Consider the following 12,163-nt stretch of genomic DNA (forward strand, 5'->3'; position numbering starts at 1 on the left):
TCCTCCCACCTGAATATCTTCAAATTGTTTGCATGGTAGAAAAGAACAGTGGCTGTCGGCTGTACACTGTACTTTAGGGCCATGACCCCGGGCTGGGGTGAGATCAGCTTTACAAGCTTCTCCTTCAAGAGCTACAAATTGGGCTTGGCGGCGGACATCGCGACCCAAAGAAGATGCCGGCGCCGGGAGGAGACATTGAACCCGAGATCAGGGACGCGGCACGCGTGCGGTGTGGAGGTCGTGACGACCAGCCAGCCGCACGACCACTCATTCTGGGTTGATATCGGCGCGGCTGCACGGTCAGAGCAGTTCGGCCTCTGCCTGCTGTTTTTCTCGCAGGACACGTTTCCGCCGGATCTGATCACGTCGAAAATGCGCGAATTCGCGGATGGCCTTGCCTATGCCGCTTGTTCGACCGCGGGAGAGATCGGCGTTCCCGACGGCGACACGGGGCAGTGTCTTGCCGTGCTGTTTCCGAAAAACCGGTTCCTGACGGTGCCGCTGCGGATCGAGGGGATCACCTCCATCGGCTTCGACCGGATCGTGACGCAGGTCAAGGAAGCCCGGCAGACCTTCGAAACCGCGATCGCACAACTTCACAACGGCGCGCAGGACGGCGACATTTTCGCCATCTGCCTGATTGACGGCATGTCGGTCGTGGAGGAAATGGTCACGGCCGCCCTTCACTGGGCGCTCGAGGACATTCCGCTTCTGGGCGGCTCGGCCGGCGACAGCATGCGGTTCACGCGCACGTCTCTCATCCTCAACGGTGCGGCCGGCGACGATTGCGCGATCGTGATCTTTTTCAAGAGCACGGTGCCCTTCAAGATCTTCAAGACGGACAATTTCGTTCCGACGGACCGCAAACTCGTGGTCACCCGGTCCGATCCGGAGCGGCGCATCATCTACGAGTTCAACGCCACCGAGGCGGCAACCGAATATGCCCGCGCCGTCGGCATCGACCCCGGTGCCCTGTCGCCGATGAGTTTCGCGTCCCACCCGCTTGTTGTCCGGGTCGGCGGCGAATATTACTGCCGCTCGGTTCAGAAGGTGAACCCCGACGGGTCCCTGTCCTTCTTCTGTGCCATCGACGACGGCATCGTTCTCACCGTGGCGGAGCCCACCGGCATGACGCGCTCGACCAACACCGCGTTCGAGAATGTCGTTCAGGAGATCGGCAGCGTCGATTTCGTTCTCGGCTTTGATTGTGTCCTGAGGCGGATCGATGCGCAGAACCGCCAGGCAACGCAGCGAATTCAGAAGATCTACCAGAAATACAACGTCGTCGGCTTCAACACCTATGGCGAACAATACCTGTCGATGCATCTCAACCAGACCTTTACCGGCATCGCCTTTGCCAGGCAGGAATCGAGCGCGGGAGAGCAGTCATGAGCCTGTCCGACATAGATGATGTCATCCGCCTGCAGAAGATCAACGCAGCCCTGGTCGACCGGGTCGAACAGGCCATGGACCAGCAGCGGAACGCGTTTTCGCTGTTCCAGACCGCGATTTCGCTGGAAGGACAGGTCAGGCGCCGCACGGACGAACTCACAACCGCCCTCCACCGTCTTGAAGAAACGAATATCGAGCTTGCCCGCCAGAAGGACATTTCAGAGCGCGCCAACCGCTCGAAAACGCAGTTTCTGGCCGCTGCAAGCCACGATATCCTGCAGCCGCTCAACGCAGCGCAACTGACGATCTCGTCCCTTTACGATCTGCAGGCATCCGACCAGGCGCGGTCCATGGTCAACCAGGTCGAACGCTCGCTCGACACGATGAACGAGCTGCTGCGCACACTGCTCGACATTTCCAAGCTCGACGCCGGGGTCACGATGCCGCGGTTCGCGTCCGTGCCGATCCCGCCGATCTTATCCAGTCTTCTTTCCGACCTGCGCCCGATCGCCGAGAAGAAAGGCTTGCGCCTTCGTGTGGCCGTGACCAACGACTGCGTCTACACGGACCGGCTCATGCTGCGGCGCGCGCTGCAGAACCTGATCACCAACGCGATCCGCTATACCGACCGGGGCGGCGTCCTGATCGGAACGCGCCGGCAGGGCGACGACATCGCGATCGAAGTGATCGATACCGGACCCGGCATTCACGAGGATCAGCAGGAAAAGATCTTCGAGGAGTTTCACCGGGGCCCGCTGCCCCACGGCGATGCCGAACACGGGACAGGTCTCGGGCTCGGGCTCGCCATCGTCCGGCGGCTGATGACAGCGCTCAATCACGAGGTCAGCGTCCGTTCGACACCCGGCAAGGGAAGCGTGTTCCGCATCCGCGCCAAACGCACCGACGCACCGCCTTCCGTTATCCATGCCGCGCCGGTGGCGCCGGTCTCGGCGCATTCCAACGCCAATCTCACCGGAAAGAAAATCCTGGTCATCGAGAACGACCCCGCGGTGCTGGAAGCGATGGCGGGCCTCCTGTCGAACTGGGGCTGTCTCTACAGGATTGCCCGCTCGACTTCGCAATCGATCGCGGCGCTTGACGGCGGCGACTGGCTGCCCGACCTGATCATTGCGGACCATCACCTGGACTTCGGTGACCTGGGAACCGACACGCTCGAGCGGCTGTTCGATATCCTCCCGGCGCGTGTCCCGGCGATCCTGGCAACGGCCGATGCCTCGCAGGCCCTCAGCGAGCGCGCCAAGCAACTGGGCGTCGAGCATCTGCCGAAGCCCGTGAAACCTGCGCAGTTGCGCGCGCTGGCGACGCATCTGGTCAATTCGAACAAGTAGGGTGTCCCCGGATGTCCCGTGTCAGGTCATCCGCATTCAGCTGTGATGCCTTGGCAGCGTTTGCGCCTCTCCAGCCATCATCGCGTCGAAGGGACCGGCGGACCCCAGTGCTTCGAGTTTCTTGACCTCGATCACCGCCTGCGTCCGGCTGGCGACGCACAGTTTCCTGAGGATTTCCGACACATGCGCCTTCACGGTCGTCTCGCCGACCTGCAGCTCATAGGCGATCTGCTTGTTCAGCAAGCCGTTGCAGATCATGTGCAGGACACGGATCTGCTGGGGTGTCAGGCTGGACAGCCGTTCGATCATCTTCCGGGTCTGATCGTCGAGCGGCTCGTCCTGCGGATCCGTGTAGGTTTCCGGAAGATAGGTCGCGCCGTTCATGACCTGCTGGATCGCTTCGGCCAGTGTCGTCTTCTTGGATGACTTGGGAATGAAACCTGCGGCCCCGTAGGCCATGACCTGTGCAATGATCGGCGCTTCCTCGGCGCCGGACACCACCACGACAGGAAGACGCGGATAGTGCGTGCGCAAATGCAGCAGGCCATCCATGCCCTTCACGCCGGGAATCGACAGGTCCAGAAGGGCGAGATCGAAGCCGGCATCGTCATCCAGCAGTGCACAGGCATCATCCAGCGACGCGGCATCGAGCGTGTCGGAATTCGGATAGGCAAGCTCCACGGCGCTGTGAAGCGCTTCCCGGAAAAGGGGATGATCGTCGATGATCAGGAACTTGGTTGCGCCTTCAGCCTCGATAGACATTTGTCGTGTGCCTCCCGGTTTCGGACGATGGATGCATTGAAGACCCGCGGCCGCGCCGCCCGGCGCGAAGAACGGATCGCTTCCGGCGGTCAGCCCGCCGGAAGCAACGGATCATACCGGCCTAGTTCGAGGATGCCAGCTGCTTGGGCAGTTTGAACACCCAGATCGATCCACCCTGGTTCAGGTAGTTCACCTTCTTGGCGACTTCACCGCCCCAAAGCGGAACCGCACCGCCCCAACCGGACGAGATCGCGATGTACTGCTCGCCGTCCATGTCCCAGGTGATCGGCTGACCGACGATACCGGAGCCTGTCTGGAAGGACCAGAGTTCTTCGCCGGTGTCGGCATCGAACGCCTTGAACTGGCCTTCCGGCATCCCGGTGAACACCAGACCGCCGGCCGTAGTCATGACACCACCCCAGAGCGGCGCATTGTTCTTGTGCTCCCACTTGATTTCACCGGTGTTCGGATCGATCGCCTTCAGGGAGCCGATATAGTCCTCGAAGATCGGCTTGATGGTAAAGCCGGACCCCAGATAGGCAGCGCCCTTCTTGTAGGTGATCGGCTCGTTCCAGATGTCCATGCCCCACTCGTTCGAGGGAACGTAGAACAGGCCGGTGTCCGGACTGTGCGCCATCGGCATCCAGTTCTTGCCGCCGAGGAACGAGGGAACGGCGAAGACCACTTCACCCTTCTTGCCGTCGGCGGCCTTGCTCGGGTCGCCCGGACGATTGTTCTCGACGAATTTCGGACGGCCGTCCTCACCGATGCCTTCCGCCCAGGTGATCTGCTTCACGAACGGCCATGCATTCACGAAAGCACCGTCTTCCCGGTTGAGGATATAGAAGAAGCCGTTCCGGTCGGCGGTCGCGTAGCGCTTGTTGCCGCTGGCGTCGACGAAGGGAATGACCTCGTTGACACCGTCAAAATCCCAGCCTTCGCGGGGCGTGGTCTGGTAGTGCCACTTGATCTCGCCGTTTTCCGGATTGATGCCGATGCGGGACGCGGCATAGAGATTGTCCCCTTCCGTTCCCGACGGATTTCCGGCGGAACGAAGCCAGCTGTTCCAGGGTGCGGGATTGCCGGCGCCGAAGACGAGGGTGTTGGTGTCCTTGTCGTAGGTTCCGCCGAGCCATGTGGCGCCGCCGCCGGTCTTCCACATATCGCCCGGCCAGGTCGCGTTCAGCGTGCCGGTCATGGTGCTTTCTTCGCCCTTGAAGGTGCCCATGTGGCCCTCGATGACGGGCCGGGTCCAGACCAGTTCGCCGGTTTCGGCGTCGCGCGCCTGAACCTCGCCGACGATGCCGAACTCGCCGCCGGAATTGCCGGTCACGATCAGCCCGTTCACGATCACGGGGGCGGCCGTATAGGAGTATCCGGCCTTGTAGTCGGCGATCTTCTTGCGCCAGACAACATCACCGGTTTTCAGGTCGAGCGCCACGATGCGGGCGTCCAGCGTTCCGAAATAGATCTTGTCGCCGTAGATCGCGGCGCCGCGGTTGACGACATCGCAGCAGGGCAGGATGCCCTCCGGCAGGCGTGCGTCATACTGCCAGATCTCCTCGCCGGTCTTCACGTCGATCGCATAGAGACGCGAATAGGAGCCGGTGATGTACATGACGCCGTCATAGATCAGCGGCTGGGTTTCCTGACCGCGCTGTTTCTCTCCGCCGAGCGAAAACGCCCAGGCCGGAACAACATTCTTCACGTTGTCCTTGTTGATGATCTTGAGCGGCGAAAAGCGCTGCTGGTCGCGCCCCATACCGTTGGTCAGAACGCTATCGGTGGTGGTCGCGTCATTTGCCAGATCTTCTTCCGTCACGTCGGCATGCGCGCCGGTCACCGCGAGCGCACTGACCGCTGCCATTGCGAGAAACTTCCTCATCCTGTCTCCTCCCAGATTCAGTTCGGACAGAGCGACGCGTCCGGATCGCAGATCAAAAAACGTTGCCGCCGCCTCCCAGATTTTCAGTCTAGTGGAAGTGCCTGCGCTGGAGAATTGCACCATAGTGCACCTCAGAAAGGGCAGAAATCAGCGACATTTTGAAAGTGCACTGCAGCAACGTCCGGGAATTCACGCCATCCCAACAATTTTGAAAAATGCGGCACCAAGAGCATCAAGTCCCGCTAACGGCGTTTTGAGTTGGTTCCTGTGACGGCTCGCCCTACCGTTCCGTCCACAACTCTCATCGATCCGGAACCTCGCGATGAAATCCACAGTGCTTTTTGCCTTCCTGTTTCTCTTCGCCGGTGCGTCTGCCCCGGCGGCTGCAAGCAGCAAAGTCATGCCCTGTGGCCTGGACGCGGCCTGCAGCGTCGGGGAACGTGTCTACCGCGCCAAACCACCGGAAGGCTGGGACGGAAAAGAGCCGCTGCCCGTCTTGATCCACTTTCACGGATGGAAGCGCGATTCCAAACATCCGCTGAAGAACCACAAAGTCCTCAACGCGATCAACGGCAACGGGGCACTACTGGTCGCACCGGAAGGCCTGCACCGGACCTGGGACTTCTGGGAACGGGACAATCGGGACGTACCTTTTGTCCGCGCCGTTCTGGAAGACGTTGCCAAACGTTATCCGATCGACGGCAACCGGATCTACGCGACCGGGTTTTCCTACGGCTCCGCGATGGCCTGGCGCGTCGCCTGCGATGCCGGCGACCTGATCGCAGGCATCCTTCCGGCGGCCGGGACGCTTTACAGACAGGATGCGATCACCTGTCCGACAGGACCTGTGAATGTCATGCATGTGCACGGCTTCAAGGACAATGTCATGAAAATGCCGCGCGGGCAGGACGGCGACCCGAATGTTGCGGTCGACCTGTGGCGCCGTACCAATCTTTGTGCTGCCGGGCCTGACACAAGCGAGACCGTCAACGGGCATGACTGCCGGACGTGGTCAAGCTGTCAGAGCGGCAAGGAGGTGATGCTATGCGTGCATGACCGCGGCCATATCGTTCCGAAGGGCTGGATCGAAAACGCCCTCGCTATCGCCCTTCAGCGCTACAGGCAGAATTCCGGGATCCACGGTTCGAAATCCCCGGAAGCGGCAAGCAGCACCGCGCTCGCGAACTAGCCGGCCGCGTCCAGCAAATCCACAAGCTGCGCGTCAGACAGGTCCTCCAGATGAAGGATTGCCGCGTAGGGATCTCCGGTCAGGCCGAGAACTCTCGCGAATGCAGGCTCCGTCTTCAGGCCGTCCTGCTTGAGGCCGACAATGCGTTCGCGCAACGTCGGCCGCAAGGCGAGCAGCCTTTTCTCAACGCGAAAATGGCGAACGCCCCATTGATTTTCAGTCGCGGTTTTCTGGCAGAATATCTCGATGTCCCATCCGCAGGCGAAAAACGATGCGATGGTCGCCGGGGCGGGCAGATGATCCGCTGTCCGGATCGAAAAGGAATTCATCGATCCGTATGCACGGCGCACAGTGTGGTCGAACCTGCCGAAGTCCGGCGCGGAACAGGCAATGTCGATGTCGCTCGCAGCCGTCGCTATGCCGAGAGGCGGTGTTCCAATGACGATCGGATCGAACTCCGAAAGCACCCGGAGAAGATCAAGCTTGGCGACAACATCAAGGTAGAACGGTTTCATCGCCACTGTTCGTCAAATGACAGGAACACCGGGATCCTGGAGCATCGGGCGACAAGTCTGCATCATTTGATGTTGGAAAGCAGTTCATTCGGCAAGGCGCGTCGCGCAGAGCGATGCGGTTCATCGGGCAAGCGGCGCAACGCTGCCGATGGGCTGCTTTCCATCACCCGAAGGGCCGGTCTCCTTTGCGCGCTGACATCGTTGGATTGCACTTGTGGTGGGAAACACCGCGGCGCGCAATCCGCCTCCTCAGCAGACAAAGGAGATTCGGTCAAATGGTGCACACTTGTCGCCCGATGCTCTAGTAGATCCTCTGGAACTTCCATTCGTCTGAATCCGGGGTCACGCTTTTCCAGTCGTAACCGTTGTTGCGAAGTTCTTCGGCCGTGTCGAACCCCTGTTCGGCCGAGCGGTCGATGAACTCCCTGCCGAGATCCATGTTCTGCTCGACACCGTATCCGCGCAGCAAGTCGAGGCCATAGTTGAACTCGCCGACCGGATCGCCCGCTTCCGCGGCCTTCCGGTCCCAAGCGGCTGCGGCTTCCGGATCTTCGTCCTGCCCGAGACCATTCTGGTCCATGTAGGCCATCCAGGTCATCGTTCCCGTCCAGCCCTTGTCGGCACAGTTCCGGAAAACCTTGCGCGCGGCTTCATGGTCGCCCCTCTTGGTCATCAGGTAGCCCTGCGCGCACACGACCATGTCGACATCCCCCTCAAGCGCCCGAGAAAGCGACTTGTTCAGGCTCATCTCGTCCGGGTTGAGCGTGCCGCCGCTGTCGATTTCTTCAGCCAGCGCCACCTGAGCGACACATCCCGCCGCCAGTAAAGTCGTGACAAAAACTGATTTCATGTCCGGGTCTCCATGTTTTCAAACCTTGCCCAAGGCGCTCAGGCCTTGCGGCGAACGATCCCGCGTGCCGGATCATACCCCAAAATGCTCAGCCCGAGAAACGCGGCGAAGGCGAGCAGAACCCAGACGAGCGCCATGCCGTTGAACTGGCCGTAAAGCGCAAATCGGATCAGTTCGACACCATGAGAGAACGGGTTGAAGGCGCAGATGTCCCTCAGCAACGGCGAGGCCTCCGCCATTTTCCAGAGCGGATAGAGTGCCGTCGACAGGAAGAACATCGGGAAGATGACGAAGTTCATCACACCGGCAAAGTTCTCAAGCTGGTTGATGGTGCTGGACAGAAGGAGCCCGAGCGCGCCCAGCATCAGTCCGTTCAGGATCAGCGCGGGCAGGATCGCGACGTATCCGGCAAACGAAAAATCTATGCCCGTCAGCGCCGCGATCGCCAGGAAAGTATAGACCTGAAAGATCGATATGGTGGTGCTGGCGAAGAGCTTGCAGAAGAGCAGCCACCAGCGCGGGATCGGACTCGTCAGAAGAAGCCGCATCGAACCCATCTCGCGGTCGTAGACGAGGCTGAGGGATGATTGCATTCCGGAGAAGAGCTGGATCATGCCACACAGGCCGGGAACGATATAGACCTCGTAGGTTATATAGGTCTGGTACGGCGGCTGGATCGACAGACCGAGGGCTGCCCGGAAGCCGGCGGCAAACACGATCAGCCAGACCAGCGGCCGGACGATCGCCGCCAGAAACCGGCCACGCTGAGACACGAACCGCGAGGCTTCCCGATGCACGATGGCGACAAGGCAGATCAGGGCCGCTTTCATTCGCTGCCTCCCGTCATCTCCAGGAAACGGGACTGCAGTGACTTTCCAGCGCCAATATCAGCAGCCTGGCCATCTGCGAGAACAATGCCCTTGTGCAGCACGACAAGGCGGTCGTGATCACGCACTTCATCGACCAGATGGGTCGCCCAGAGGACCGTCAGGTCCTGCTCCGCTGTCAGGTCATGAACGTGCCCGGTGATCGCCGTCCGGGTCGCTGCGTCGAGACCGACCGTCGGCTCATCCAGCAGCAGCACCTGCGGTTCATGGATCAGCGCCCGGGCGATTTCCATGCGCCGTCGATGGCCGCCATTCAGAGCCCGGACCTTCTCGTGCCTACGCTCCCGCATGTTGACCCGTTCCAGCGCCGCGTCAATGCGCCTGTCCGCAAGGGCGCCGGCGATCCCGTGGAGCGCGGCGAAGTATTTCAGGTTGCGCCGGACCGTGAGATCCAGATCGAGGGTCGGCTGCTGGAAGACCACACCGATTTTCGCCAGCGCCTTTCCCGGCTCCTGCGCAAGGGAATGCCCGTCGATGCTGACATCGCCTGCGTCAGGGACGAAGAGACGAGTCAGGATGGAAAACAGCGTGCTCTTCCCGGCGCCATTCGGGCCGAGAAGGGCGCAGAATGATCCCTTCTCCAGAGAGAAACCGGCATTTTGCAGCGCCATTTTCTTTCCGTAGGAATGCGTGATGCCCTGAACGCTCAGGCGCGCTGTCACTTGATGGTTATCTCCAGTTTCTGCAGGTCGCTGCCGGGAACGCCAAAATGGTAGGTTCCGGGCTTGATTGCAAGAAAACTGATTTCAACCGTTCCGGCTTCGTCAAATTCAAGACTGTCGACGCCAAGGGGGCGGATTTCGATGCCTTCAATGACGATCTCGTCGATCCAGATCGCGCGGAAAAAATCCGCGCCCGCCAGCGCCAGTTCCTGGCTGCCGTCTGCCTCGATCTCGATTTCGTAGTAGGTTCCCGACTTCAGATCCAATGTACCGCTTTCATTGAGCGGCGTTCCTGCGGACAAGGTCAGGGGCGCAAGATCCTCACGGTTGTCGCGCGACATGATACCGGCGGCTCCGAAGGCCGGGGCATCATCGTCATCATCATCGCCGTCGGCCATGGCCGGAGCGGACAGGAGCGCGAAGGCGGTGACGCAGGCAAGCAAGAATTTCATGGTTTCCTCCCGGTTCAATTAATTCGTCGGCCGGTATGCCGCGCCCCACGGGAAGCGCCCAACCTTGATGGTCTTGACGGGAGCCAGCTCCGCGACGTCGATCACGGTCACGTCTCCGGAGACTCCATTCGTCGTGAAGAGCAGGCTTTCATCGCCATTGAACGCCATGTGCCAGACCCGGCGGCCGACCAGGATGTAGTCGGTGACCTCATAGGTTTTCGGGTCGACGACGGCGATGTGGTTCGACGGTCCGAGCGCCACGAAGACATGCTTGCCGTCCCTGGTCATCTCGAAACCGACCGGCTGCACCCGGTCCGGGTGAATGCCCTGGATCTCGAAATTGATCTTGGCCTTTTCCGTCTGGCTTTCCCGGTCGAAAACGGTGATCGTGCCACCGATTTCCGAACTGACCCACAGCTCCGAGCCGTCATGGGTGAATTCGGCGTGGCGCGGACGCTGATCGACAATCGTGTTGGCGAAAAGCTCCTGCGTGTCCGTATCGATCCAGTGCGCCATGTTGGTGGTTTCGGAGGTGGTGATCGCGATCTTGCCATCAGGCGATACCGCCATGCCTTCCGGCTCGATGCCGACATCTATCTGCGCGATGACCTTGCGGGTCTCGGTATCGACCACGGTCGTGATCGCGTCATCCTCGTTGGCGATGTAAAGATGCCTGTTGTCCGGATGCAGAACGAACTGTTCGGGATCCTCGCCAGACGGTAGTTCGTGCAGGATCTTGCCCGTTTCCGGATCAATCACCTGGACCGTGTCGCTGTCGGACGCGCAAAGGTAGAGGACCGAATGGTCGATGGCGAAGGTGATGCCGCGCGGGCGTTCGCCGACCTCGATCGTGCGGACGACCTCGAGCGTCTCGATGTCGATCACGCTGATGGTGTCGTCCTTTTCGTTGGAGACCCAGATCTCGTCCGCTGCGGCGGCAGACAGTCCAAGACCGAGCGAAAGCCCGACAACCGTCAAGTACGTACGCATGGTTCACTCCCTGAATGCGGTACAGGCGCTTTCCGCCTCGTCTCTTCCGAGCGTATCGAGCTCGGTTCTTTGATGCAGGAACCCTTCGAAGGGGGCCTGGGCCACGACCGCCCGCGGATTCGTCAGGGGGATCGGCTGGCGCATCTGCCCGTTCCACGTCCGGAAGGTCTGCGGCCGGCCCTTGAAGCCGGCAAGTTCGAAATCTTCCGACAAAAGGTAGTCGCGGATCGGGCCAGCTTCGGCCTGGTTGGTCCGCGTCACGGCCTCGCCGATAGCCCGCATGGCCGCCCAGGCGGCGTAGTCCACGGGCCGCATCGGCCGGCCTGCGGTTTCCGTGAACCGGTTCTGAAGCTGCGCGGCGCCCCATTGCTCGACCGTCCGGTCCCAGGCAGCCGGAACCAGCCCTTCGGTGCCCGCCACGGGACGCGGCTGCCAGGCGTTGAAAGGCACATAGCGGCCGAAGTCATCGGTCTCGTCGGCAACGACTAACAAATGATGTTCGGGAAAATCCTGCGTGAACAGGGGCAGTTCCTGAAAGGCATTGCGGCGCATGTCGGCATCGACATCCCAAACCTTGCTCGCACGGATCCTGATCCCGAACTTCTGCGCGGAGGCTTCAAGCGCCTTGGCGAAGGCCTGATCCTTCGGATTGGGGCCGGCCAGCACGACCCAGTCCACCCATTTCCTGCGAACGCCGAACTGGGCCAGTGCATCCGTCAGCATCGCCCGCGAGGGCAGCGTGTGCAGCACGTTGGCACGGCAGGACGCGTCTCTCAGGCCGGTGTCCGGCGACCCGGCGTTGAAGAGAACAGCCGCGCTTGCTTCGGGCAGGTCCGCCAGCGCGAGCAGGTCCTCGCCCGGCGCCTTGACGATGATGAATGGGGTGATCGCGAGCAAGGCGCGCGCGGCGGCGAGGAAATCGCCATCCTCCTCCACGATCCTCGCTTCCAGGCTGTAAGTCTGCTTGAGGAACCGGCCGGTCGTCGCATTGTCCTTTAGGCCAAGCTCCGCACCCGCCAGACCTTCGTTTTCAGGCACCGGATCGAGATTGGAAAGCACCGGCGGCTGCGGTTCAACCTTTTCAAGATATCCGACAGTCACCGCGACTTCAGCATATGCTGCGCCGCAGCAAATCCATAATATCACTAAGTAATTCGCAATCGCCCTGACGATCATAAGACGGTTCCCGACACTCCGAATACACGCGATCTTCTAACCGATCGAAGGTTA

12 protein-coding genes are annotated in these 12,163 nt (G+C 61.0%); 3 read left to right on the plus strand and 9 right to left on the minus strand.

Translation table 11 applies throughout. The features are described 5' to 3' along the window. Positions 1 to 195 precede the first annotated feature (195 nt). A complete protein-coding gene (locus ACO08A_RS09115; protein ID WP_422040796.1) occupies positions 196 to 1,392 on the plus strand; it encodes an FIST N-terminal domain-containing protein in 1,197 nt (398 codons plus the stop codon). Beyond that, complete coding sequence (locus ACO08A_RS09120) at positions 1,389 to 2,741, plus strand: hybrid sensor histidine kinase/response regulator (RefSeq protein ID WP_422040797.1); 1,353 nt, start codon at positions 1,389 to 1,391, stop codon at positions 2,739 to 2,741. Before ACO08A_RS09115 ends, ACO08A_RS09120 begins: the two co-directional genes overlap by 4 nt. Positions 2,742 to 2,777: 36 nt before the next feature. On the opposite strand, the gene ACO08A_RS09125 is transcribed toward ACO08A_RS09120, so the two are convergent. Continuing rightward, complete coding sequence (locus ACO08A_RS09125) at positions 2,778 to 3,503, minus strand: response regulator (RefSeq protein ID WP_422040798.1); 726 nt, start codon at positions 3,501 to 3,503, stop codon at positions 2,778 to 2,780. 121 nt (positions 3,504 to 3,624) lie between these two features. Beyond that, complete coding sequence (locus tag ACO08A_RS09130; RefSeq protein WP_422040799.1) at positions 3,625 to 5,388, minus strand: PQQ-dependent methanol/ethanol family dehydrogenase; 1,764 nt, start codon at positions 5,386 to 5,388, stop codon at positions 3,625 to 3,627. A 322-nt stretch (positions 5,389 to 5,710) separates the two neighbouring features. On the opposite strand from ACO08A_RS09130, the gene ACO08A_RS09135 reads away from it, so the two are divergent. Next, a complete protein-coding gene (locus ACO08A_RS09135) occupies positions 5,711 to 6,577 on the plus strand; it encodes an alpha/beta hydrolase family esterase (RefSeq protein WP_422040800.1) in 867 nt (288 codons plus the stop codon). On the opposite strand, the gene ACO08A_RS09140 is transcribed toward ACO08A_RS09135, so the two are convergent. The 7 genes from ACO08A_RS09140 to ACO08A_RS09170 form a co-directional block, all read right to left on the minus strand. Beyond that, complete coding sequence (locus ACO08A_RS09140; protein WP_422040801.1) at positions 6,574 to 7,092, minus strand: DUF4269 domain-containing protein; 519 nt, start codon at positions 7,090 to 7,092, stop codon at positions 6,574 to 6,576. The two genes, ACO08A_RS09135 and ACO08A_RS09140, sit on opposite strands and share 4 nt — an antisense overlap. A 301-nt stretch (positions 7,093 to 7,393) precedes the next feature. Next, a complete protein-coding gene (locus ACO08A_RS09145; protein ID WP_422040802.1) occupies positions 7,394 to 7,942 on the minus strand; it encodes a sel1 repeat family protein in 549 nt (182 codons plus the stop codon). 38 nt (positions 7,943 to 7,980) lie between these two features. Then, complete coding sequence (locus tag ACO08A_RS09150; RefSeq protein ID WP_422040803.1) at positions 7,981 to 8,772, minus strand: ABC transporter permease; 792 nt, start codon at positions 8,770 to 8,772, stop codon at positions 7,981 to 7,983. Next, positions 8,769 to 9,440 carry an ABC transporter ATP-binding protein gene (locus ACO08A_RS09155; protein ID WP_422041734.1) on the minus strand — a complete coding sequence of 224 codons (672 nt, stop codon included), beginning with the start codon at positions 9,438 to 9,440 and terminating at the stop codon, positions 8,769 to 8,771. The genes ACO08A_RS09150 and ACO08A_RS09155 overlap by 4 nt, the downstream gene beginning before the upstream one ends. A 47-nt stretch (positions 9,441 to 9,487) precedes the next feature. After that, positions 9,488 to 9,943 carry a hypothetical protein gene (locus tag ACO08A_RS09160; protein ID WP_422040804.1) on the minus strand — a complete coding sequence of 152 codons (456 nt, stop codon included), beginning with the start codon at positions 9,941 to 9,943 and terminating at the stop codon, positions 9,488 to 9,490. A gap of 18 nt (positions 9,944 to 9,961) precedes the next feature. Beyond that, the gene (locus ACO08A_RS09165; RefSeq protein WP_422040805.1) at positions 9,962 to 10,933 is read right to left on the minus strand and encodes a YVTN family beta-propeller repeat protein; all 972 of its coding nucleotides are present in this window, start codon (positions 10,931 to 10,933) and stop codon (positions 9,962 to 9,964) included. 3 nt (positions 10,934 to 10,936) lie between these two features. Next, positions 10,937 to 12,034: an ABC transporter substrate-binding protein gene (locus tag ACO08A_RS09170; protein WP_422040806.1), complete on the minus strand. Its 1,098-nt coding sequence runs from the start codon at positions 12,032 to 12,034 to the stop codon at positions 10,937 to 10,939. Between the last annotated feature and the right edge of the window lie 129 nt (positions 12,035 to 12,163).

It is taken from the genome of Roseibium sp. (assembly GCF_965232425.1).
Classification (GTDB): domain Bacteria; phylum Pseudomonadota; class Alphaproteobacteria; order Rhizobiales; family Stappiaceae; genus Roseibium.

Excerpts from the sequence above, each read along its gene's own strand:
- ACO08A_RS09135 (WP_422040800.1), top strand. The coding sequence starts at position 5,711 with ATGAAATCCACAGTGCTTTTTGCCTTCCTGTTTCTCTTCGCCGGTGCG.
- ACO08A_RS09125 (WP_422040798.1), bottom strand. The coding sequence starts at position 3,503 with ATGTCTATCGAGGCTGAAGGCGCAACCAAGTTCCTGATCATCGACGAT.
- ACO08A_RS09160 (WP_422040804.1), bottom strand. The coding sequence starts at position 9,943 with ATGAAATTCTTGCTTGCCTGCGTCACCGCCTTCGCGCTCCTGTCCGCT.
- ACO08A_RS09130 (WP_422040799.1), bottom strand. The coding sequence starts at position 5,388 with ATGAGGAAGTTTCTCGCAATGGCAGCGGTCAGTGCGCTCGCGGTGACC.
- ACO08A_RS09120 (WP_422040797.1), top strand. The coding sequence starts at position 1,389 with ATGAGCCTGTCCGACATAGATGATGTCATCCGCCTGCAGAAGATCAAC.
- ACO08A_RS09155 (WP_422041734.1), bottom strand. The coding sequence starts at position 9,440 with ATGGCGCTGCAAAATGCCGGTTTCTCTCTGGAGAAGGGATCATTCTGC.
- ACO08A_RS09140 (WP_422040801.1), bottom strand. The coding sequence starts at position 7,092 with ATGAAACCGTTCTACCTTGATGTTGTCGCCAAGCTTGATCTTCTCCGG.
- ACO08A_RS09145 (WP_422040802.1), bottom strand. The coding sequence starts at position 7,942 with ATGAAATCAGTTTTTGTCACGACTTTACTGGCGGCGGGATGTGTCGCT.
- ACO08A_RS09150 (WP_422040803.1), bottom strand. The coding sequence starts at position 8,772 with ATGAAAGCGGCCCTGATCTGCCTTGTCGCCATCGTGCATCGGGAAGCC.
- ACO08A_RS09165 (WP_422040805.1), bottom strand. The coding sequence starts at position 10,933 with ATGCGTACGTACTTGACGGTTGTCGGGCTTTCGCTCGGTCTTGGACTG.